Below are 22708 nucleotides of genomic sequence, written 5' to 3' on the forward strand. Positions count from 1 at the left end.
GGCCGATCGCTGCGCTATCGGTGCCATCCCTCGATGGTGAGCCCGCTCAGGTGCTCGGCCTCCTCGCGCGGCACGGTGCGCACGGTCTGGGTGAAGGTCCAGACATGGCCTTCGGGGTCGCGTGCCCGATACTGCCGTTCGCCGTAGAAATGGGCGGCAGGCTCCTCGACGATTTGGGCTCCAGCCGCCATTGCCCGCTCACAATGCACGTCCAGGCCGTCTTTCAGACGCACACAGACCGACTGAGTGTTCTTGCCGCCGACGCTTACCGGACTGGCAATATGATCGGCCCATTCGGAATCGACGATGATGTAGCCGTCGCCAAAACGCATTTCGGCATGGACCAGCCGTCCGTCGGCGTCGCTGACCACCATGCTCGGCTCGAAGCCGAAGGCCGTTTCGAGCCATTTCAATGCGGCTCCGGGTCCTTGTAGAACACACCCGAGCCAAAGGTTGAGTGCTTGAAGGGATCGTCGATCGTCATCGGCCGGGCGACGTTCTGTCCTAGGCCTGCTCGGTGCGGGGGGCGGTCACGCGGCGGCGACGCTCGCCCTTCTGGTTCTGGACGATGCGCACCCGCTTGACGCGGCGCGGATCGGCGTCGAGCACGTGGAATTCGAAGCCGGGGATGGCTTGCACAACCTCACCACGCGCGGGCACGCGACCGAGCGTGTTGAAAATCATGCCGCCGATCGTGTCGACATATTCACCATGCTCACCGGCGGTAAAGTCCTCGCCGATCATCTTGGCGACCTCGTCGATCTCGGCCTTGCCGTCGACGACGAACACGCCCTCGCCGGTCTGGGTGATCAGCGGCTCGTCCTCGTCATGCTCGTCCTCGATATCGCCGACGACCATCTCGACGATGTCTTCCAGCGAGGCGAGACCATCGGTGCCGCCATATTCGTCGATGACCAGCGCCATCTGGGTTCGCGTCGTCTGCATATGGCCCATCAGGTCGGAGGCAAGCATCGAGGGCGGCACGAAAAGCACCGGGCGGATCAGATTGAGGTCGCCGATGGTGCGGCCGAGATCGACCTGGGCGAGGTCGAGAAGCGTCGTTGCCGGCGTCTTCCTGGATGTTCTGCCCTTCTTGACCCGGGCGACCTTGGTGATGTGGGCCAGCACGTCGCGGATGTGAACCATGCCGCGCGGATCGTCGAGCGTCTCGGAATAGACCGGCATGCGGGAATGGCCGGACTGCTCGAACAGACCGAGCAGATCGCCCAACGTCGTGGTGATCTCGACGGCCTCAATATCGGCGCGCGGCACCATGACGTCCTCGACGCGTACCTCGCGCAGGCGCAATATGTTGTTGAGCATGGCGCGTTCGCCGGGCGAGAAAGACCCGGCATCGCTGGTCGTTTCGGCAAGCGCGCCGGCGATTTCCTCGCGCAGGCTGGTGCCGTTCCGCTGCCTGAAAAGGCCCAAGACGCGGTCGAACAGGGACGGACCGGCAGGCGATGGCTCGCTGGCAATACTACCAGAAGCGGGGCTGCCGGAACTGGGACTCGGACTCGATCCCTCTTCCGTCGTATCGGAAGGCTTTGTCGCACTGCCAGCCTCGGGGCGGGCGGCAGTTTCTGGTTTGTCGTTCATCGTCGTCCGGTCAATTGGTCTTTTGTCATTACGTGTAGGGATCGGGAATGGCAAGCCTTGCGAGCGCTGAGCGCTCGATGGCTTCCATCTCCTCGGCCTCTGCATCGGTCTCGTGATCGTAGCCCAGCAAATGCAGCAGGCCGTGGATGACGAGATGGGTGATATGGTTCTCGAAGGGCTTGTCTTCCAGGGCTGCTTCGCGCGCCACCGTCTCGGCGGCGAGCACGATGTCACCCAGCATCGGCGGCAGCTTGCCACCCCTGGGGAACGGAAAAGCCGGGAAAGACAAGACGTTGGTCGCCTTGTCCTTGCCGCGCCAGCCGGCATTGAGGGTACGGATATGGGCATCGTTGGAAAAGACGATGCTGAGTTCGGAAGGACCGGCAGCAGCGGTTTCGGCAAAGGCAGCCGACACGGCGCGATCGACCAGACGCGTCAGCGCCGCCTCATCGGGCCAGTCGCCGGCCTCGACCGACATATCGATCTCGACGGGAACCGAACTGTCCCCGCCGCCAGGTCTTATGTCTTCAGGCATGAGCCCGCATCGTCACATCAGCTCTCGGCGCCGAGGCCGCGCGCCAGCTTGGCGTCGCGGTCATAGGCCCTGACGATTTCGGCCACCAGCGGGTGGCGCACAACGTCGACATCGTTGAAGCGCACGGTTACCGCGCCGGCCACGCCGTCAAGGACACGCAAGGCTTCGACGAGGCCCGACTTGGTGCTTGGAGGCAGATCGATCTGCGTCGGATCGCCGGTGACGATCATGCGCGAATTCTCGCCGAGGCGGGTCAAAAACATCTTCATCTGCATCGGCGTGGTGTTCTGCGCCTCGTCGAGGATGACGGCGGCATGCGCCAGCGTGCGGCCGCGCATGAAGGCCAGCGGCGCGATCTCGATGACCTCGGCGGCAATGGCGCGCTCGACCTTGTCGGCCGGCATCATGTCGTAAAGCGCGTCATAGAGCGGCCGCAGATACGGATCGACCTTTTCCTTCATATCGCCGGGCAGAAAACCCAGCCGCTCGCCGGCCTCGACCGCCGGCCGTGACAGGATGATGCGCTCGACCATGCCGCGTTCGAGCAGCATCGCCGCATGCGCCACCGCCAGATAGGTCTTGCCGGTGCCGGCCGGGCCAATGCCGAAGACAAGTTCCGAACGCTCCAGTGCCCGCATATAGGCGTCCTGGTTGAGCGAACGGGCATAGATCGTCTTCTTGCGGGTGGAGATCTGGGCGGCCGAAACCTTGCCCTTGCGTTCAAGCGTCGGCAGCGTCAGCTGGTCGTCGGCGGCAATCGCCATGCGCACGGCGCCATCGACGTCGGACTGGCCAATGTCGGTGCCCTTCTGGAGAATGCCGTAGAGATTGTCGAGTGCGCGGCGCGCCTGTTCGGCCGCCGAGGCCGAGCCCTTGATGGTCAACTGGTTGCCGCGCGAGCGGATGTCGACGCCGAGCTTCTGCTCAAGCCGGGCCAAATTCTCGTCGAACTGGCCGTACAGGGCGCTGGCAAGCTTGTTGTTGTCGAAAGTCAGAACGATGTGCGCCATGTCAGAGGCCCCGGATGTCTGGTTCTGGGGCAGAGTCTTCACTTCAGCAGCGCTCAACCGTCTCTCCTCATCTGCCGAGGCCATCAAGCCAACTCGGCGAACAGGCTATTGTAGCCCGTCTTCGTGATTCGCACCCGGATAATGTCACCGATTTCGCCGGCCTTTTCATCAACAATAACCGGCTGCAGCCAGGGCGAGCGGCCGACCTTCTGGCCGGCCTGACGGCCGGGCTTCTCGATCAGCGTGTCGATGGTGCTGCCGACCAGGCCCAGGCCGAAATCCTGCTGCTGCTTGAGCAACAATGCCTGCAGCTGTTGCAAACGTTCATCCTTGACCGCTTCCGGCACGTGATCGGGCATATCGGCGCCCGGCGTGCCGGGACGCGGCGAATATTTGAACGAGAAGGCCGAGGCGTAGTTCACCTGGCGCACCAGACCCATCGTGGCCTCGAAATCCGCCTCGGTTTCACCGGGGAAGCCGACGATGAAGTCACCGGACAGCGCGATGTCGCCGCGTGCAGCGCGGATGCGCTCGAGCAGCGCCAGATAGTCCTTGGCCGTGTGCCTGCGGTTCATCGCCTTGAGGATGCGGTCTGACCCGGATTGCACCGGCAGGTGCAGATAAGGCATCAAAGCCGGGAGATCGCGATGGGCAGCGATCAATTCGTCGTCCATGTCGCGCGGATGGCTGGTGGTGTAGCGCAGCCGCGCCAGGCCAGGAATTTCGGCCAGCCGGAACAGCAGGCGACCAAGCCCCCATTCCATGCCATCCTCACCCTTGCCGTGCCATGCATTGACGTTCTGCCCCAGCAGCGTCACCTCGCGCACACCGGCATCGGCCAGCCGCTCGGCTTCGGCGACGATCTGCGCCACCGGCCGCGACACTTCCGAGCCCCTGGTATAGGGCACGACGCAGAAGGTGCAGAATTTGTCGCAGCCTTCCTGTACCGTGAGGAAGGCGGTGACGCCGCGCTTGATCATTTCGGCACGCTTCGGCTTCGGCAGATGCTCGAACTTGTCCTCGATGGCGTATTCGGTCTCGACGATCTTCTCGCCGCCACGCACCCGGGCCAGCACATCGGGCAGCCGGTGATAGGTCTGCGGGCCGATGACCAGATCGACAGCAGGCGAACGGCGGATGATTTCCGCGCCTTCGGCCTGCGCGACGCAACCGGCGACGCCGATCAGCATTTCGCGCCCAACTGCTGCGCGTTCAGCCTTCATGTCGCGGATGCGGCCGAGCTCAGAATAGACCTTTTCCGCCGCCTTCTCCCTGATATGGCAGGTGTTGAGCAGCACCAGGTCGGCGTCGGCGATGACATCGGTCGCGGTGTAGCCGTCGGCGGCCAGCGCATCGGTCATGCGCTGTGAGTCATAGACATTCATCTGGCAGCCATAGGTCTTGACGAAGACCTTTTTGGCCGGGGCGGACGCCGCAGCAGCGCTTTGCGAGGCGCTGTCGGTTTCGTTCCGCTCTATCGTGTTCAAATCCATCCGGCGGCTTCTAACGCCTTTCCGTGACAAAAAACAGACGATTCTCGGGCATCGGCCTGTAGGCGCTCGGCCTGCGCTAGCGGCTCGGTCGGGGATCGGCGAGCGCGGCCTGCATCATGGCGCGCACCTTGCTTTCCATCATCCTCGACGTTTCCTTGCGGTTCGAGCCCTTGGAAAAGGCGATGGGCTCGCCGAAATGCACCTCGACGTCAATGGCGCCTTCGGCCATCAGCACCTTGAGATGCGGCATCAGGTCCTGATCGCCGATCCAGGCAGCGAGCGGCCGGTGGCGACGGCCGAGAGGCACGCCGTGCACCCGCGTGTAGGCAATCGCCAGAGGCTGGATGAAGACCTGCTCGGCCGCGCCTTCCGAAATCGCCATCGAGGCGGCGCCGAACAAGGTGCTCTTGAACGGCAGGATGGTGTTGCCGTCGCCGGTAGAGCCCTCGGCAAACAGCACCATGGCGTCGCCCTTGGCCATGCGGCTGGCGATCTCGCTGGCCTGGTCGCCAGCTGTCCGCTTACGCTCGCGTTCGATGAAGACCGTACGCTGCAGTTTCGACAGCCAGCCGATCAGCGGCCATCCCTCCATGTCCGCCCTGGCGATGAAGGTCACATCGGCAAAGGAGCCCAGCACCATGATGTCGGTCCAGGAGATATGGTTCGAGGCGACCAGCAGCGGGCGCTGGCTGGACAGTGCGCCTTTGACATGGATGCGCAGGCCGAGCGTCCGGACGATGAGGCTGTGCCAGGCCTTCAGAATGACCGTCTCACGCCAGATTCCAGTCTTCATCGACAGCAGCTGCAAAGGCACAAGGACCAGCGAACCGATGACAACGAGGCTCAGCGCCAGGAAAATCCTGATTTTTCCGATCATGCAGCTTGGCCCTGCCCCAAAACTTTGGCTAGCGAAGATCGCGGCGCATGACAAGCGCGCCGGTAGGACCATGTTCGGTCGAGCGGTAATAATTGGCGCGGTGGCCGACCTGGCGGAAGCCCAGCCGCCGGTAGAGGGCGATGGCAGCGACATTGGTCTCGTCGACCTCAAGGAACAGCGCCTCGGCGCGCTGCGCATGCAATTCGCGCAGCACGGCGTCCATCAATTGCCAGCCGAGCCCCTGGCGGCGATGCGAGCGCGCCACCGCCACGGTCAGAATCTCGCCCTCGCCGGCTGCAAGCCTGGCCAGCACGAAGCCGACCGGCGGCTTGGCGCCCTGGCCGATTTCGCGCGCGGCATAGCCGAACACGGTTTCCTGTTCGAGCAACGCGGCGAACTCGCCATCGGTCCAGGGCCGGACGAAATCCTCGCGATGCAGCACCGACGCTGCCGGGCTGTCGGCGATGGTCAGCGGCTCGAGCGCATAGTCCCTGCGGCGCGGCTGGAGGAAAGGGATGCGCATCACTTTTCCTGCCTCAACAGGATGAACCCGGCCTGCGCCTTGGCATCGGCGCCGCGCAGATAGAGTGGCTTCGGCTTGTCGCCCTCACCTTTTGCAGCGGCGAGCCGGGCGTAGACGGCAATGTCGGCGGTGGCAGCCGTCGGGCCGATATCGAAATCGCGACCGGCCGCGGCTGCGATCTGCACGGCGGCCGTGCCGGCAAGCACCGGACGATTGTCCGCCGCCATTCCCGCGGCTTGCGCAAGTGTGGTCACCGCCGGACCATAGCGCAAAATCGCTTCCGCATCGTAAAACGCGGCATGGATCTCCTCGCGGCCTGCATCGAGAGCGGCCAGGATCGGGCGGCCGGGAAATGCCGCCCTCGCCTCGGCCGCCAGCGCCTCCAGTGTCGTTACCCCGATCGCCGGGATCTTCAGCGCCAGCGCCAGGCCGCGCGCCGCCGAGACGCCCACCCGCAGGCCGGTGAAGGAACCCGGACCGATGGAGACCGCAACGGCGCCAAGGCCGGCATAATCGGTGCCGTCCGCTTTCAACGCTTCGTCAATGACAGCCATCAAGTGTTCGGCGTGGCCTTTGCCTAGATCGAGTACCGAGCGGCCGAGCTCTCTGCCGCCCGATGCGTCATAGACGCAAGCGGCGCAGAGATTGGCGGCACAGTCGAGGGCGAGCAGTTTCATGGGCGACCGGTTCGAAAAACAGTCTCCCTCTGCCCGCCACGGCGCGCCGCCGCAAGAGCCAGCGCGTAAATTGTTAAGCGGCTTCGCTTCGGTGCAGGCCGGACGGCTTACGCCGCCGGCGCGATGCGCAGCATGTGGTTGTCCCAGACATAGTCGGGCTCGGAGCGCGTCGCGCCGCTGCCTTCGATGATTTCGCCGGCACCCGTGGTTGCCATGAAGCCTGGGCCGTCAGGCGCCAGGCCGCAGACCTCGACCAGCGCCTTGGTGGCGACGATCTTGCCGCTGGCGGCGTCGATGACGGCCAGCGAATTGCCTTCCGGCGAAGACACCGCGACCGTGCCGGCAATCGGGTTGGCGGCGACCGAGCCGATGTAATTCCGGAAGCCGGATAGCACGTCCTGCGGCATGTCGAGCAGCTGCAGCCCCTTGCCGCGCGTGGCGCGGCCGACCAGCGGTGGCCGCTCGGTGCCCGGCCCGCGGTACTGGCAGCCGAACCAGATGGTGCCTGTGGGGTCGGCATCCATGTGGCGAATCGACAGCTGGTGCAGAGCCGGCGGCAGTTCGTGCTTTTCGATGAGATCGCCGGTTGTGCGATCGACCAGCACATAGGACGGCTTCATGGTGGCGATGTTGAGCTCGGCGCGGCCATAGTCGGGATGGGTCTCGATGCCGCCATTGGCGATGGCGATCGTCCGGCCGTCTCCGAGCAGCAAGAGCTCATGCGGCCCCATGCCATAGGTCGGAAACTCGCCGATGCGGCTGAACTTGGCCCGTGCGTCGTAGATCCCGACGACGCCGGCGGCATTGTCGAAATTGTTTTCGGTGACGTAAAGCAGCGCGCCGTCGGTGGAAAACACACCGTGGCCGAAGAAATGCCGACCGGTGATGCTGGCGATGGTCAGCGGCGGCTCGCGGCCGGCATGGTCGAAGACCACGGCGAAGGTGCCGGGTTGCCGGGCGAAGACCACGGAGCGCTTCGAGACCGGATCGAAGGTGACGTCGTGGCCACGGTCGGGCAGGTCGATCGCATGCAATACTTTTCCGGCTTCCGACAACACAGCGGCGCCAAAGCTGCCGTCGCGCTTGACGAAGGCGGTGGCAAAGACGGCATCGGCGGCAAGCGTGTCCGCCCAGGCCCGCGGCGCCATTGACGCGACGAAGCCGGCGCCGGCAGCTCTGAGAAAATCGCGGCGGTCCATCAGCGGCGTGCGTGTCGCAACCATTGGTCAGTCCCCGTCCAGTGACGAAAAGCCGGCGGTCAGGCCGAACTCGGCGGTTAGCCGGGTGCCGATCAAGCCCGACAGGCTGGAGGTGATCAGCGCGAAATGTTCGAGTTTTCCGCGCTCCGCGGGATCGGCGAGCGTCTTGTCGATCCGACCCTGGATGGATTTGGCAGTGGCAACGCCATTGATGAGCTGGATATGGATGGATTCCGCCATCCATCTGCTATCCTCGGGCAGCGCGTCGCCGAGCTTCGAGGCCTGGAACAGCGCATCAATGCCGGAGAGGTTGCCGGCTAATGAAAGGCCGGTGTTTTGCGAGCGCCAGTAGATCGCTTGCGTCGGCTTGTCACCCTGCGGTTTGGCGCCGAGAAAACCTTTGAGGCGCACGTCGCGCACCATTTCGAGTTCATTGATGAACACGCCGACCAATTCGGTCACCGCTTCAGTGCCGTCGCGGTAAAGCGCATTGTCGGGTCCGGGATTGGCCCACAGGCCTGCAAAACCGTCCGGTTTTTTCCAGGCGGCGTCGACATCGGCCGCCATGGTCTCGATATTCTTGGCGATCGCCGCGCCATAGGCGCAGCGATAGGGCTCGTCCTTGCCGACGAGCGTCTCGGCGCCGTCGCCGTAAAGCACGAACTCAAGCGCCCCTAATCCCTGCATCGCGACACTCTTGCCCGCCAGCTGCGCCGGATCGGTGGCGGTCGGATCCTTGCCGGCCAGCGCCGCCTGCACCTGCTTCAGGCCGATGCTCTTTCGGTCCGGCCAGTAGAGCATGCGCTCCAGCCGGTTGTTCTCCTTGATTGGCCCGAAGCCGATGATTTCAGCCGACGACCAGGCTGCGACCGTGGCCGAGAATCCGGCATGCGCGGCATCGAGGTTACCCTGCGACGGCGCCTGGCAGAGCGCGTCCATGGCCTTCGCCAAGGTGCCGGCATGGCCATGCAGGCTGGCATAGGCGGGGCGGACAAAGCCGTCGATCGCTCTTTGGATCACGTCGGAGGCTTTCACCGAGGCCGATGCCGGGGACGCACCGAACAGAGCCAATGGGAGGAGTAGAACAGGCAAAACCCGCTTGAGCATCAGAATGACTCCAGGAATTTGATGAGAGCATCGCGGTCGGCCGTATTGGCGGCGGCGAAGCGATCGCGCGCTTTCTGCCCCTCGCCATCATGCCACAGGATCGCTTCGGCAAGCGTGCGCGCACGCCCGTCATGCAGGAAGAAAGCGTTGCCGTTGACGGTCTTTGTCAGGCCGATGCCCCATAGCGGCGGGGTGCGCCATTCACTGCCCGTGGCATCGCCCACCGCCTGGCCGTCGGCAAGGCCAGGCCCCATGTCGTGCAGCAGAAAGTCGGAATAGGGCCAGATCAGTTGGAACGCCTGCGCCTTGTTCCCGCGCATGGTGACGAATTTCGGCGTATGACAGGCAATGCAGCCCATCTCGTAGAACAGCTTCTTGCCGGCGAGCACGGCGGGTGCGCCGACATCGCGCCGCGCCGGCACCGCAAGGTTCTGCGAATAGAAGGTGACGAGGTCCATCACCGGTGGTGGCGCCTCGACCGGGCCGAGCCGCTTCTGCACGCCATTGGGCATGGCCAAACAGGCCTCTTCGGCTGCGGTGCAATCGCCCCAGTGACTGGGCTCTTCCGGCGTCGAAATGCCGATGTCGCCGGCAAAGGCGTCCGCCGCCTGCTGGCGGATCGACGCGGTCTGGGCCTTCCAACCGAAGCGGCCAAGCGTCAGTTGCCCACTGCTGAGGTCACGCACCATGTTGGGCTTGCCGGAAATGCCGTCGCGGTCGTCGGGATCGGCATGGGCAAGGAGGTCGGCCGGCGCGATCTGCTCGATCAGGCCAAGGCCGATCATTGGCGGCGTCAGGCGCGGCGACAGCGTGGTGCGCGGGTCAAGCGGGCCGTAGCCAAGCCCGTCGACCGAATAGCTCGGCTTGCGCAGCCAAACCAGGCTGCCGTCGCCGAGCGTGACCTTTTCCTCGCGATAGTCGACATACATGCGGCCTTCGCCCTTGAGGCCGGGCACCGCCAGTCCCTGCAACTGCGCGCCGTAGACCGGATCGGGGAAGTTCAGCACCTTGTGCACGGCAATCTCGGCTTTTTCCTCGGCCGTGCTCGCATCGCGCGCCAGCCGCAGGAACATCGACGTGGTGCGGCGGTCGGCGGCCGGCGGTCGGCCGCGGCCATCCTTCAAATGGCAATTCTGGCAGGCGCGCTCGTTGAACAGCGGTCCGAGACCATCCGAGGCCTGGGTCGAGGATGGCGACGACACCCAGTTCTTGCGGAAAAGCGCATTGCCGAGCTTGAAATTGCCCTGTTCCTCGAAGGTGATGTTTTCAGAGGGTTGCGAGAAGGCGTCGCGGTTGACCTGCTTGCGCGACGTGCCGGCGCCGCCTTGCATCGTTTCGAAGGATTCGGGCTTGGAGAAATCCTGGGTTGGCCTGGTAACGGCAAGGACGCGGGACCGGTCCTTCGGCGTCAGGTCGGTGCGGCTCGTGGCGAGGCCGACCGGTTCCGACGATCCGGCCAGGGCCGGGGCCAAAATTGCCGCCAGGGTTACAACCGAAAGCCCGCGAAAGGCCTGATATCGCGGGTTTTTGAGGAGCAGCGGGCCGGCGGCCCGCCGCAAGCGGCGCAGAATATCTAGGGGGCGCCGCATTCCTGCATGGTCCTATTCCGCCTCGTCCGCCGATGCGGCGTTGAGCTGGCCGTATTTTTCCTCGCCGATCGAGGCAAGGAGGTCGAGCTGCGTCTCGAGGAAGTCGATGTGACCTTCCTCATCCGCCAGCAATTCCTCGAACAGCTTCATCGTCACGTAGTCGCCGGCTTCGTTGCAGATCTCGCGCGAACGCTTGTAGGCGGTGCGTGCGTCATATTCGCCGGCGAGATCGGATTCGAGCACTTCCTTGACGTTCTGGCCGATGCGCAACGGCGCCACGGACTGCAAATTGGGATGCCCTTCGAGGAAGATGATACGGGCCACCAGCCGGTCGGCATGGTGCATCTCCTCGATCGATTCGGCGCGTTCCTTCTTTGCCAGCTTGGCATATCCCCAATCTTCGAGCAGGCGGAAATGCACCCAGTATTGATTGACGGCGCCAAGCTCCAGGAACAGAGCCTCGTTAAGCCGCTCGATGATCTGCGGTTCGCCTTTCATGGATTCTGCTCCCATATTGGACGCGCAGGCCTCTGACGCGATCCAGGTGTGAAACGATGTCCACGCCGCTCGCCTCCGAACGGGCGTGGTAATTTTCGGTGACCCGAATGATCGTTTCGACCACATTTGGGAAGCAGCCGCAACAGCGACCGCGCTTTTGCATCGTGTGATAGACCTTCGCCGGCACCATCAGTTGCCAGGGGTCCTGATCCAGCAGATCGACGATCGTCTGCTCAATCTCCTTTTCGGTGATGATGTTGCAATGGCAGATCAGCATGGATTGGCTCTGGCTGACGGCGCCCCTCCGCGCCGTTTGGCTGGTGGTTGGTTGGGGTGCTACTTGAACACCTTGTCCGGTGCGTCGAGGCTGTCGGACCCCTCGAAGGCTATGTTGTTCAGCTTCAGCGCGCCGACGGCGCGTTCGATCGACTTGGTCTGGTCGACCAGCGCGTCGATTGCCGCCTGCACGGTAGCATTGCCTTCGGTGTTGCCCTCGGCGATCTGCTGGTCGTAGGCATCGCCGGCCACTCCCCGCGCCTTGATCGCCTCCATCTTGGCGACCGAGACATCGAGCTTGTCGGACAGTTCCTTGTCGATCGCCGGATCGGCCGCCTTGACCATATCGTGCACCGACGGGCCTGAAACGACGGTGCCGTCGATGCGCGTGTAGCTGGCGAGATAGGCGGCGCGGATGCCGATGGCGTCATAGAGATGCGAGTTGTAGGTATTATCCGAGAAGCAGTCGTGCTCCTCTTCGGGATCGTGCAGCAGCAGGCCGAGTTTCATGCGCTCCCCGGCCAGTTCGCCGTAGGACAGCGAGCCCATGCCGTTGAAGATCACCGAGATAGCGGTGTTCGGCTGGCCATCGACGAGGTTCTTGCGGGCGGCGCCGTCTTCCTTCCAGTTGCCGACCATCTCCTGCAGGTCGGAGACCAGAAGATCGCTGGCCGACTTCAGATACTCGGCCCGGCGATCGCAATTGCCGCCGGTGCAGTTCTTGAGGTCGTAGTCGGTGTACGGACGCTCGCCGGCGCCCGGGCCGGTGCCGTGCAAATCCTGGCCCCAGAGCAGGAATTCGATGGCGTGATAACCGGTGGCGACATTGGCCTCGATGCCGCCGGCCTCCTGCAGCGTGCCGGCGAGGAACTCCGGCGAAAGCTTCGAGGCGTCGACCTTCTTGCCGTCGATCTCGATGTCCTTGTTGGCGATGACATTGGCGGTGTAGAGCGCGTTGGCGTCGGACTCGGTGCCGTAGCTCTTGGCGACGTAGTCGATCAGGCCTTCGTCGAGCGGCCAGGAGTTCACCTTGCCTTCCCAGTCGTCGACGATCTTGTTGCCGAAGCGGTAGACCTCGGTCTGCTGGTAGGGCACGCGCGACGCCTTCCAGGCATCGCGGGCGGCATTCAGCGTGTCCGCCGACGGGTTGGCAAGCAGCGCGTCGACAGCCTTGTCGAGCGCCTGCGCCGTGGTCAGCGAATCCTCGTACTTGGCCAGCGCGATGTCGGAATAGGTCTTGATGACCGCCTTGGCATCGATCTCCGCCGCCTTGGCCGGCAGGATGAAAACCGCCGCCGTCAACATAGCCGTGGCACCGATCGCAGCCAGTCTGCCGCCATATCGCGCTGTCATCATCAGTCTCCAGTTCAAAGGGGATTCGGTAAAAGGCGCGCGTGCCAAACGGTGCCGGGACATAGGCATGCCGTAGGACACCACAGATGCCGCGCCGCTCTGCGGCTCACGGGAGAAAGACACCAAATGCCTCCAATCGAACGGGTTCAAGGCCCAAACATCAAAGGGATGCGCTGACGCGCGAGCCTCCATAAAACGATGGCGAGGCCGGAAGTCAACTGGTGAACCCTAGAAAATTCAATTGAAACAACAGTTTAGAATTATTCTAAACTAGCACTATCAACTTTAAATCGTAGCCAGCAGCCAAGGTGAGAGACGCCGCGATTGACAAGCGACCGTTCCGGGTGCGACCCGGACCGGGGCTCTTGCGACGGCGGCAGACAATCGCCATCTGGCGGAACGGCTCACAATCAAAGCATGATGTCGTCCGAAAACCGCTTCACACTTTTCGGCATCATGCTCCAGATTTGAAACAGGAATTCGGGTTGCGATGAAGAACGGGGTCGTCATTGTCGGTGCGGGTCATGCGGGCGTGCAAGCGGCCGCCAGCCTGCGCGAGGAAGGCTATGACGGGCCTGTCATACTGATCGGCGACGAAACCGATCTGCCCTATCACAAGCCGCCGCTGTCGAAGACCTTCATCAAGGACGCCGATGCCAAGCCGCAACCCTTGCGCGGCGAGGCCTTTTACACCGGCAGCGCCATCGACTTCAGGCCGGGCGTCCGAATCGACAGCATCGATACGGCAGGCCGCAAGCTGGACATAGCGGGCGGCGGCGTGCTGCCGTTCGACCGGCTCATCCTGGCCACCGGTTCGCGGCCGCGGCTTCTGCCGCTGCCGGGCGCCGACCTCTCGGGCGTGCTGTCGCTGCGCTCGATCGCCGATGCGCGGCTGATCCGCGCGCTCAGCGCCCAAAGCGAAGACGTGGTCATCCTCGGCGGCGGCTTCATCGGGCTGGAGATCGCGGCAACGCTGAGGGCCGCCGGCCGCAACGTCACCCTGGTCGAGGCTGTCGACCGGCTGCTTGGCCGCGCCGTGGCGCCGGTGGTGGCGAGCCATGTCCGCCAACGGCTGGAGGCGATCGGCGTGCGTATCCTCACCGGCACCACCATTGCCAGGCTGGAAGGGGAAAACCGCCATGTCTGCGCTGCCATCACCTCCACCGGCGAAAGGCTGCCCGCGCGCATGGTCATCGTCGGCATCGGCGCCGTGCCGAATGTCGAACTTGCGCAGGCTGCCGGACTGACTGTCGCCAATGGCATCCGCGTCGACCAACAGATGCGCACCTCAGTGCCTGATATTCTGGCCATCGGCGACGCCGCTTTCTACCGCCACTGGTCGACCGGCGGCGACGTGCGGCTGGAATCGGTGCAGAACGCCACCGACCAGGCGCGGCTTGCCGCACGCACGATCACCGGCCATACGGACGCCTATGCGGCGGTGCCGTGGTTCTGGTCTGACATCGGCGACATGAAACTGCAGATGGTCGGGCTGACCTCGGGCGGCGACAGCCATGTCGTGCTGGGCGACCTCGCTGAGAACAAGTTCTCGATCTACCACTATGCTGGAAGCCGGCTGCTCGGCATCGAATCCGTCAACAGGCCGGGCGACCATATGCTGGGCCGCAAGATGCTCGGGGCCGGGTTTTCGCCGATGGCGCAGACGATTGCTGAGGGACCTGACGGGCTGAAGGCTGCACTGGCAGCGTTCCAGCAGGATGAGCCGGCACGGGCTGCGGGCTAGACGCACTTACCCTCCCCCTTGTGGGGAGGGTCGCTGCGAAGCAGCGGGGTTGGGGTCGGCGCGAGGCCCCCCACCCGGACCTGCGGTCCGACCTCCCCACAAGGGGGAGGTAGGGTTTTGCGCTAGGCAGCGCAGACTTCGCGGATCGAGCTTTCCAGAATGTCGAGCGCCTCGTTCATGACATTGTCCTGGATGGTGATCGGAGCCAGGAAACGGATGACGTTGCCGTAGACGCCGCAGGTCAGCAGGATCAGCCCCTTGTCGAGCGCCTTCAGCCGGATCGCATTGGCGATCTCGGCCGACGGCAGGCCCCTCTTGACGTCGTTGAGCTCGACCGCGTTCATGAAGCCGAGACCCCTGATGTCGACAATCTCGGGCACATCGTCGCGGATCGACTGCAGCCGCTGTTTCAGCCGGGCGCCCAGCGTATTGGCGCGGTCGCACAGCTTTTCGTCCTCGATTACGTCGAGCACGGCGTGTGCTGCGGCGACACCGATCGGGCTGCCGCCATAGGTGCCGCCGAGCCCGCCAGGACCGGGCGCATCCATGATCTCGGCGCGGCCGGTGACCGCCGCCAGCGGGAAGCCGCCGGCCAGGCTTTTCGCCATGGTGGTAATGTCGGCCGCGACCTCATGATGATCCATGGCGAACATCTTGCCGGTGCGGGCAAAGCCGGTCTGCACCTCATCGGCGATCAGCAGCATGCCGTGCTGGTCGCAGAGCTTGCGCAGCGCCGTCAGGAATTCGCGCGGCGCGTCGTAGAAGCCGCCCTCGCCCTGGACCGGCTCGATGATGATGGCGGCAACGCGAGCCGGATCGACATCGGCCTTGAACAGTTTGTCGAGTGCGACCAGCGAATCGGCTGTAGACACGCCGTGCAGCGGCACCGGAAACGGCGCGTGGTAGACGTCGCCCGGCATGGCGCCGAAGCCGACCTTGTAGGGCACGACCTTGCCGGTCAGCGCCATGCCCATGAAGGTGCGGCCGTGGAAGCCGCCGGCAAAGGCGATGACGGCTTGGCGGCCAGTGGCGTTGCGGGCGATCTTGATGGCGTTCTCGACCGCTTCAGCACCCGTAGTGACGAAGATGGTCTTCTTCTCGAACTTGCCGGGCAGCATGCCGTTCAGCCGTTCGGCCAGCCTGACATAGCTCTCATAGGGCACGACCTGGTGGCAGGTATGGGTGAAGCGGTCGAGCTGTGCCTTGACCGCCTCGATCACCCTGGGATGGCGGTGGCCGGTGTTGACGACGGCGATACCGGAGGAGAAATCGATGTATCGGCGGCCTTCTACATCCCAGATCTCCGAATTCTCGGCGCGGTCGGCATAGATCTGCGTCGTCATGCCGACGCCGCGCGAGATCGACTGGTTCTTGCGCTCAGAAATGGCTGCGTTCTTCATTTCGTCCCTCATCGGGCCGACGCCCGTTCTCGTTAGATGAATGCCAAGGCCTCTTCTGACCTTATTTCACGTTTTCCTCAAGTTGGCACCGCCGCCGGGCGATTGGGCCTGTCGTCGATGCGGGCCACTTCGACAGACCGGTCTTAACCAGCCGACCGATACACGTAAGGGGCAGTCCGTGACAGCTCACCCGTCACCGGGAACGGCGAAGCGATCCCGCTCGCCGCGGTGGCGAACTTCCGCTACGACCTCGAACAGCCGACGGTGTGGCGGCGCAACCGCATCCCGATGATCACCGTTCGCGCAGGCCTCGTTGGCGACGTGCTGCCGGCCACCGTCGTCAACGAATTGAAGCCGTCGGTCAACGCCTTCATCGCCAAACTGCCGCCCGGCTATTCCGTTGCAACCGCCGGCTCGGTCGAGGAAAGCGCCAAAAGCCAGGGACCGATCGCAGCGGTGGTGCCGCTGATGCTGTTCGTGATGGCGACCATCCTGATGATCCAGTTGCAAAGTTTTCAGCGCCTGTTCCTGGTCGTGGCGGTGGCGCCGCTCGGCCTGATCGGCGTGGTCGCGGCCCTGGTGCCGAGCGGCGCACCGCTCGGCTTCGTCGCCATTCTGGGCGTCCTGGCGCTGATCGGCATCCTGATCCGCAACTCAGGTGATCCTGATCGTGCAGATCGAGGATCTGGTGGCCGAGGGCCAAGACCGCTGGGAAGCCGTGATCGAAGCGACCGAGCACCGCATGCGGCCGATCGCGCTGACGGCCGCGGCCGCCAGCCTAGCGCTGATCCCGATCGCGCGCGAAGTGTTCTGGGGCCCGATGGCCTACGCCATGATGGGCGGCATCATCGCCGGCACGGCGATCACGCTGCTGTTCCTGCCGGCGCTTTATGTGACGTGGTTCAGGATCAAGGAGCCTAAGCAGGGGGACGAACCATCTGTTCCGGAGAACGGCGAACTGGCGCAAGACCCCGCTTAAGGCTTTGCCGGATCATTCGTTATCGTTAGAGGGTTCGGGGCGCGATTTCGCTCGCTGCCATGGCGATGATTTTGACGTCCGCCAAGCATGCCAGCCTTTTGGCAAGTCGGCCAATGCCAGGATGCTTTCATCCTGCTGCACCACCTCTTGCAGGCCAACGAGCATTATCTCGCGTTCATCCCAATCTCGAGAGTCGCTGCTATAGAATTGCCAACTGCCCCCTTCATCGTTGTAGTTCTCGTCATCGTCAGCTTCATGCACAACGTATGCGATCCAGTCGCCCCGTTTGAATATGCTCTTGTCCGATAGCACCGCGACATTGGGCGGATCTGCAAACTTCCATTCTTCCATGGAATTCCCCAAGCGATTATTCTGCGGAAGAAACTAGTTCACGCCGTCCGAACAAACCCCTCGCTCGCCCTAAGCAAATTGCGTGTGTAATCCTTCTCCACGCGGTGCCCGATCAGCTGGCCCGCCGTCAGGTTCTCCACCGCTTCGCCATTCTGCATCACCATCAGGCGCTCGCACATATGGGTGATGATGGCGAGGTCGTGGCTGACCATCAGGAAGGTCAGCTTGCGCCGACGGCGAACCTCTTCCAGCAGGTTGAGCACTTCCGCCTGCACCGAAGCGTCGAGCGCCGAGGTTGGTTCGTCGAGCAGCAGGATCGACGGTTCGAGGATGAGCGCCCGCGCGATCGCCACGCGCTGACGCTGACCGCCGGAGAGCTGGTGCGCGTAGCGGAAACGGAAACCGTTGCCTAATCCGACCTCGTCGAGGGCGCGCTGGATGCGTTGCTCGCCATCGGCAAAGCCGTGAATGGCGAGCGGCTCCTGTAGCAGGCGGTCGACGGTCTGACGCGGGTGCAGCGAACCATAGGGGTCCTGGAAGACCATCTGCACTTCGCGATAAAAAGCCTTGTCGCGGCGCGCTCCCAGCGTCTTGCCGTTGACCGTGATAGTACCGGATGCGACAGGCACCAGGCCGGCAATGGCTTTGAGCAGCGTCGACTTGCCGGAACCGCTCTCGCCGACCAGGCCGAAGGATTCGCCGGACTTCACCTCGAGGTTCGCCCCTTTCAGCGCGCGAAAACGGTCGAACACCACCTCCAGCCCTTCAATCGAAATGGCTGGCGTCATGCCGCCCACTCCGGCTTGCGGTCGAGCACCGGCAGCGGGTGGCGTTCGTAACCGATCCTGGGCATGCAGTTGAGCAGGCCGCGCGTGTAGGGATGCTGGGCGTCGCGCAGCTCCGACGCCTTGAGCTGCTCGACCACCTTGCCGGCATACATGACGATGACGCGGTCGCAGAAGGAGGCGACCAGCCGCAGATCGTGCGAGATGAAGATCAGACCCATGCCGCGCTCACTGACCAAGCGGTCGAGGATGCCGAGCACATCGAGCTGAACGGTGACGTCGAGCGCCGAGGTCGGCTCGTCGGCGATCATCAGTTCCGGTCCGGCGATCAGCATCATTGCGATCATGGCGCGCTGGCCCATCCCGCCGGACACCTCGTGCGGATGCAGGTCGAAGACACGCGAGGGATCGCGGATCTGCACAGCTTCCAGCATGGCCAGCGCCCGCTCGCGCGCTTCGGCCTTGGAGACCTTTTCATGCGTGCGCAGCGTCTCGACGATCTGGCGGCCGATGCTCATCACCGGGTCGAGCGAATATTTCGGATCCTGCAGGATCATGGCGATGCGTTTGCCGCGCAGCGCCCGGCGCTGGCGGGCGGGTATGTCCAAAAGATCGATGCCGTCCAAGGCGAGCTTCTTGGCCGAAACCAGAGCCTGCGGCGGCGTCAGCCCCATGATGGCGCGGCCGGTCTGCGACTTGCCGGAGCCGCTTTCGCCGACAATGCCCAGCCGCTCTCGGCCGAGCGAGAAGGTGACGCCGCGCACCGCCTGGATGAGGCCGGTCCGAGTCGGGAAGGTGACGCGCAGGTCGTCGACATCGAGAAGTGCACCGCTCATTGGTCACCACTCATTGGTCGCCACTCCGGGGATCGAGCGCATCGCGCAGGCCGTCGCCCAGCAGGTTGAAGCCGAGACTGACGATGAGGATGGCGAAGCCGGGCGCGCCGGCCACCCACCATTGGTCGAGCACGAAGCGACGGCCGGACGCGATCATGGTGCCCCATTCCGGCAGCGGCGGCTGGGCGCCGAGGCCAAGGAAACCGAGGCCGGCGGCGGTGAGGATGATGCCGGCCATATCGAGCGTCACCCGGATGATCAGCGAAGAGATGCAGAGCGGCATGATGTGGCGCAGCACGATGCGGAACGGCGAGGCGCCCATCAATTGCACCGCCTTGATGTAATCGGAATTGCGCACGGTCATCGTCTCGGCCCGCGCAATTCGCGCGTAAGGCGGCCACGAGGTGATGGCGATGGCCAACACCGCGTTTTCGATCCCGGGGCCAAGGGCGGCGACAAAGGCCAGTGCCAGGATCAGCTTGGGGAAGGCGAGGAAGATGTCGGTAATGCGCATCAGAATGGCATCGGTCCAGCCGCCGGCATAGCCGGCGACGGTGCCGACCAAAAGGCCGATGGGGGCTGCGATGACGGCGACAAGAATGACGACGTAGAGCGTCCAGCGCGAGCCGAAAAGAATGCGCGAATAGATATCGCGGCCGAGATCGTCGGTGCCGAACCAATGCGCCGCACTCGGCGCCAAAAGCCGCGCGTTCTTGAGATCGCCGATGGTCGGCGAATAGGGCGCCAGCACATCGGCAAAGGCGGCGACCAGCAGCAGCGCGGTGATGATGAGCAGGCCGAGAAACGCCAGCCGGTTGGCGGAAAAGCGCCGCCAAGCGACGTAGGCGCGGCCGAGCCTTGCCTGCATGCGCGAGGCCGGCCGATCGCTGAGCAGCCAATCGCGGCGCGTTTGGATTGCTTCGGCGCTCATCCTGTCTTCGTCCTCGGATCGAGCACCTTGTAGAGAACATCGGACAGGAGATTGATGCCGATGAACACCGAACCGATGACGATGGTGCCGCCGAGCACGGCGTTCATGTCGGCGTTCTGCAGCGAATTGGTGATGTAGAGGCCGATGCCGGGCCAGGAGAACACCGTCTCGGTCAGCACCGAACCTTCGAGCAGCCCGGCATAGGACAGCGCGATCACCGTGACCATCGGCACCGCGGCGTTGCGCAGCGCATGGCCCCAGATGATTCGCGTTTCAGACAGGCCCTTGGCGCGCGCGGCGACGATGTATTCCTGCGACAGCTCGTTCAGCATGAAGGAGCGCGTCATCCGGCTGATATAGGCGAGCGAGAAATAGCCCAGCAGCCCTGCCGGCAGGATGATGTGGCGGTAAGCGTCGTAGAAGACATCCCACTGGCCCTGCAGCGCGGCGTCGAGCAGGTAGAAGCCGGTGATCGGTGTGAATGTGTACTCGTAGACGATGTCGAGGCGGCCGGGAAAAGCCACCCATTGGAGCTTGGCGTAGAACAGGACAAGCCCCAAAAGCCCGATCCAGAAGATAGGCACGGAATAGCCGATCAGGCCGACAATGCGAACGATCTGGTCGATGAGACTGCCGCGTTTTACCGCTGCCAGCACGCCGAGCGGCACGCCGATCAACGAGCCTATCAAAGTGCCCAAAGTCGCCAGTTCGATCGTTGCCGGAAAGGCACGGCGGATGTCGGTCATCACAGGATTGGTGGTCAGCACAGAGGTGCCGAAATCACCGTTCAGCGCATGCTTGAGATAGATATAGAATTGCTCGATCAACGGCAGGTCGAGCCCCATCTCGCGGCGGGTGCGCTCGACGACATTGGCCGGTGCGCGGTCGCCGAGCACCGCCAGCACCGGATCGATCGGGATGACGCGGCCGATGAAAAAGGTCACCGCGAGCAGGCCGAGATAGGTGGTGACGGCGATGACCAGGAAGCGGCCGATCGCCAACAAGATAGCGACGGCGCGGGCGCTTCCCTGCCCCGCCGTCGCCTGGTTTTCAATCGCGCTCATCAGGGCGCGTCCGCCGGCGCTATTCCTTGGAGACCGGGCCGACGAAGTTGGTGTCGAAGCTCGGACCGAGCGCAAAGCCTTTCAGGTTTTTGCGCAGGCCTGCCACTTCCAATTGCTGGTGGATGATGACGAAGGGGCTGGTGTCGAGGATCGTCTTTTCAAGGCTCTTGTACATATCGGCGCGCTTGCCGGCATCCTTCTCCAGCAAGGCTGCTTCGGTCTGCTTTGTCAGGTCCGGGATGTCCCAGGCATTGCGCCAGGCCAGCGTCTTGGTCTTGCCTTCATCCGAATTGTCCGGGTTTGAGGCAAAGGTCTGGGCGTTGGAGTTCGGATCGAAATAGTCCTGGCCCCACTGGCCGATATAGATGTCATGATTACGGGCGCGGTATTTGGTCAGCGTCTGCTTGCCGTCGCCCGGGATAATTTCCAGCTTGATGCCGGCCTGGCCAAGCGTCTGCTGGATCGATTCCGCCATGCCCGTTGTCGGCTGTCCCGTGCGTACATCCATGGTTACGCTGAAGCCGTCGGCCAGGCCGGCCTTGGTCAGCAGTTCCTTGGCCTTGGCGACGTCGAACTTGAACGGATTTTCGTCCAGTTCGCCCAGCACGCCCTTGGGCAGGAAGGTCTGGTGGATCTCGCCAATGCCCTTGAGGATGGTCGTGCTCAGCGCATCGTAGTCGACCAGATATTTGAACGCCTGGCGAACCTCGGGCTTGGCGAGGTTCGGATTCTTCTGGTTGAGACTGATGTAAAAGACCGTGCCCTTCGGCGCGCTGGTCGTGGTGAGATCGGCATTCTTGGCGATGGCGTCGAGATCGTTCGGCTCGAGGTTGCGGGCAACGTCGATGTCGCCTGCTTCGAGCGCCAGGCGCTGCGCCGAGCTCTCCTTCATGTTGCGGTAGATGACGCGCGCGAGCTTGGCCTTCTCGCCATTGTAATTGTCGTTGCGCTCGAGCACGACGACCTCATTGGCCCGCCATTCGCGCAGCTTGTAGGCGCCGGAGCCGGCATAACCGGTCTTCAGGAAGGCGTTGCCGAAATCGTTGTCCCATTTGTAGTCGGCACTCGGCGTCACCGCGGCGACATGTTCCTTCACCAGCTTTGCGTCGACGACCGAAGCGACCGTTGCCGACAGGCAGTTTAACACGAAGCTCGGCGCATAGGCCTTGTCGACGGTGAACTGGAAGGTGGTATCGTCGACGGCCTTGGCCTTGTCGGCAACATTGTCGCCGCTGATGCCGAACTGGTTGATGATGAATGCCGGCGGCTTGTCCAGCTTGATGGCGCGCTCGAAGGAATAGGCGACATCGGCGGCGGTCAGTGGATTGCCCGAAGCGAACTTTAGGCCGGGCTTGAGCTTGAACGTATAGACCAGACCGTCGTCGGAAACGGTCCAGCTCTCGGCAAGGTCGCCCTTGACCTTGGAGGTGTCGCTGAGGTCGAGGCGGACCAGTAGATCATAGGTGTTGCCGGTGACTTCGGCGGTCGACAGTTCGAATGCCTCGCCCGGATCCATGGAGATGATGTCGTCGATGGCGAAACCTTCGACCAGCGTGTCGGCGGGCGTCACGGCGAAGGCGGGCGCAACGCCTATGAGCAGAGCGGACATGGCAGCACCTGCGAGCCAGACGCGCGAACGTAGAGCAAACTTTTCCATCATCATGATGATTGTTCCCTGTTTTGTTGATTGTTGACCCCGAGTTCCCGGCTCAGGCTGCAGTAATCTTTTTCGCGGCCGGAGGACGACCGTTAGACCCAATACCGTGTTGATTTTTTTCCAGTTGGTCAACACCCTATCCGGCAGCCCTCCAACCGGCAACGGGCATTTTTGCGAGCCGGCATACTGGACCGGAATATGCTGTGCGCGTCGAAGCATGGGCGA

Annotated in this window: 22 protein-coding genes and 1 pseudogene; 2 read left to right on the top strand and 21 right to left on the bottom strand. The window is 63.6% G+C overall.

The window, feature by feature from the left end:
- Positions 1-14: 14 nt before the first annotated feature.
- The 14 genes from X727_RS01000000164730 to X727_RS150305 all read right to left on the bottom strand — a co-directional run bounded on the left by X727_RS01000000164730 (position 15) and on the right by X727_RS150305 (position 12736).
- Positions 15-413 (bottom strand): VOC family protein, encoded by a 399-nt coding sequence (locus X727_RS01000000164730; protein WP_155921596.1) that lies wholly within the window; start codon positions 411-413, stop codon positions 15-17.
- Between the two features lie 91 nt (positions 414-504).
- Entirely contained in the window at positions 505-1599 is a 1095-nt protein-coding gene (locus tag X727_RS150365; RefSeq protein WP_023682011.1) for a hemolysin family protein, read from the bottom strand.
- Positions 1600-1627: 28 nt separating this feature from the next.
- Positions 1628-2134 carry an rRNA maturation RNase YbeY gene (gene ybeY, locus X727_RS150360; protein WP_023834327.1) on the bottom strand — a complete coding sequence of 169 codons (507 nt, stop codon included), beginning with the start codon at positions 2132-2134 and terminating at the stop codon, positions 1628-1630.
- Positions 2135-2151: 17 nt separating this feature from the next.
- A complete protein-coding gene (locus X727_RS150355; RefSeq protein ID WP_196813585.1) occupies positions 2152-3228 on the bottom strand; it encodes a PhoH family protein in 1077 nt (358 codons plus the stop codon).
- The gene (gene miaB / locus X727_RS150350) at positions 3228-4637 is read right to left on the bottom strand and encodes a tRNA (N6-isopentenyl adenosine(37)-C2)-methylthiotransferase MiaB (protein ID WP_023834328.1); all 1410 of its coding nucleotides are present in this window, start codon (positions 4635-4637) and stop codon (positions 3228-3230) included. Before miaB ends, X727_RS150355 begins: the two co-directional genes overlap by 1 nt.
- Before the next feature lie 76 nt (positions 4638-4713).
- A complete protein-coding gene (locus X727_RS150345) occupies positions 4714-5514 on the bottom strand; it encodes a 1-acyl-sn-glycerol-3-phosphate acyltransferase (RefSeq protein WP_023669543.1) in 801 nt (266 codons plus the stop codon).
- Between the two features lie 28 nt (positions 5515-5542).
- Complete coding sequence (rimI, locus tag X727_RS150340) at positions 5543-6037, bottom strand: ribosomal protein S18-alanine N-acetyltransferase (protein WP_023669542.1); 495 nt, start codon at positions 6035-6037, stop codon at positions 5543-5545.
- Positions 6037-6714, bottom strand: a complete 678-nt coding sequence (gene tsaB, locus X727_RS150335; RefSeq protein ID WP_023834329.1) for a tRNA (adenosine(37)-N6)-threonylcarbamoyltransferase complex dimerization subunit type 1 TsaB — start codon at positions 6712-6714, stop codon at positions 6037-6039. The genes rimI and tsaB overlap by 1 nt, the downstream gene beginning before the upstream one ends.
- 107 nt (positions 6715-6821) lie before the next feature.
- Positions 6822-7937, bottom strand: a complete 1116-nt coding sequence (locus X727_RS150330; RefSeq protein ID WP_023669540.1) for a DUF1513 domain-containing protein — start codon at positions 7935-7937, stop codon at positions 6822-6824.
- A gap of 3 nt (positions 7938-7940) precedes the next feature.
- Positions 7941-9020: an imelysin family protein gene (locus X727_RS150325; RefSeq protein WP_023834330.1), complete on the bottom strand. Its 1080-nt coding sequence runs from the start codon at positions 9018-9020 to the stop codon at positions 7941-7943.
- The gene (locus X727_RS150320) at positions 9020-10609 is read right to left on the bottom strand and encodes a di-heme oxidoredictase family protein (protein ID WP_023834331.1); all 1590 of its coding nucleotides are present in this window, start codon (positions 10607-10609) and stop codon (positions 9020-9022) included. Before X727_RS150320 ends, X727_RS150325 begins: the two co-directional genes overlap by 1 nt.
- A gap of 12 nt (positions 10610-10621) precedes the next feature.
- Positions 10622-11107: a bacterioferritin gene (gene bfr / locus X727_RS150315; RefSeq protein WP_023669537.1), complete on the bottom strand. Its 486-nt coding sequence runs from the start codon at positions 11105-11107 to the stop codon at positions 10622-10624.
- Complete coding sequence (locus X727_RS150310; protein ID WP_023834332.1) at positions 11073-11384, bottom strand: (2Fe-2S)-binding protein; 312 nt, start codon at positions 11382-11384, stop codon at positions 11073-11075. Before X727_RS150310 ends, bfr begins: the two co-directional genes overlap by 35 nt.
- Positions 11385-11443: 59 nt before the next feature.
- Positions 11444-12736 (bottom strand): imelysin family protein, encoded by a 1293-nt coding sequence (locus tag X727_RS150305; RefSeq protein WP_023834333.1) that lies wholly within the window; start codon positions 12734-12736, stop codon positions 11444-11446.
- Positions 12737-13226: 490 nt separating this feature from the next.
- Here X727_RS150305 and X727_RS150300 point away from each other — a divergent pair, with 490 nt between their 5' ends.
- Positions 13227-14480, top strand: a complete 1254-nt coding sequence (locus tag X727_RS150300) for an FAD-dependent oxidoreductase (protein WP_023834334.1) — start codon at positions 13227-13229, stop codon at positions 14478-14480.
- 122 nt (positions 14481-14602) lie between these two features.
- Here the strand turns inward: X727_RS150300 and X727_RS150295 are convergent, their stop codons facing one another.
- On the bottom strand, positions 14603-15880 hold the full coding sequence (locus X727_RS150295; protein WP_023738174.1) for a 4-aminobutyrate--2-oxoglutarate transaminase: 1278 nt from the start codon (positions 15878-15880) through the stop codon (positions 14603-14605).
- Between the two features lie 195 nt (positions 15881-16075).
- On the opposite strand from X727_RS150295, the pseudogene X727_RS1000000166500 reads away from it, so the two are divergent.
- Positions 16076-16859: pseudogene (locus X727_RS1000000166500) on the top strand (efflux RND transporter permease subunit); the annotation flags it as partial.
- Positions 16860-16871: 12 nt separating this feature from the next.
- Here X727_RS1000000166500 and X727_RS150285 read toward each other — a convergent pair.
- Genes X727_RS150285 through X727_RS150260 form a run of 6 tightly spaced genes read right to left on the bottom strand, consistent with a single transcriptional unit; the run spans position 16872 to position 22489 of the window.
- Positions 16872-17210 (bottom strand): DUF2185 domain-containing protein, encoded by a 339-nt coding sequence (locus X727_RS150285; RefSeq protein WP_023696743.1) that lies wholly within the window; start codon positions 17208-17210, stop codon positions 16872-16874.
- A 38-nt stretch (positions 17211-17248) separates the two neighbouring features.
- On the bottom strand, positions 17249-17998 hold the full coding sequence (locus X727_RS150280; RefSeq protein ID WP_023669527.1) for an ABC transporter ATP-binding protein: 750 nt from the start codon (positions 17996-17998) through the stop codon (positions 17249-17251).
- Positions 17995-18831 carry an ABC transporter ATP-binding protein gene (locus X727_RS150275; protein ID WP_023669526.1) on the bottom strand — a complete coding sequence of 279 codons (837 nt, stop codon included), beginning with the start codon at positions 18829-18831 and terminating at the stop codon, positions 17995-17997. Before X727_RS150275 ends, X727_RS150280 begins: the two co-directional genes overlap by 4 nt.
- Positions 18832-18841: 10 nt before the next feature.
- Positions 18842-19762, bottom strand: a complete 921-nt coding sequence (gene nikC, locus X727_RS150270) for a nickel transporter permease (protein ID WP_023745258.1) — start codon at positions 19760-19762, stop codon at positions 18842-18844.
- The gene (locus X727_RS150265; RefSeq protein WP_023669524.1) at positions 19759-20826 is read right to left on the bottom strand and encodes an ABC transporter permease; all 1068 of its coding nucleotides are present in this window, start codon (positions 20824-20826) and stop codon (positions 19759-19761) included. Before X727_RS150265 ends, nikC begins: the two co-directional genes overlap by 4 nt.
- Before the next feature lie 19 nt (positions 20827-20845).
- Complete coding sequence (locus X727_RS150260; RefSeq protein ID WP_023682026.1) at positions 20846-22489, bottom strand: ABC transporter substrate-binding protein; 1644 nt, start codon at positions 22487-22489, stop codon at positions 20846-20848.
- Positions 22490-22708: the final 219 nt, after the last annotated feature.

Origin of the sequence: Mesorhizobium sp. L103C105A0, from assembly GCF_000502215.1 — a bacterium.
Lineage (GTDB): Bacteria > Pseudomonadota > Alphaproteobacteria > Rhizobiales > Rhizobiaceae > Mesorhizobium.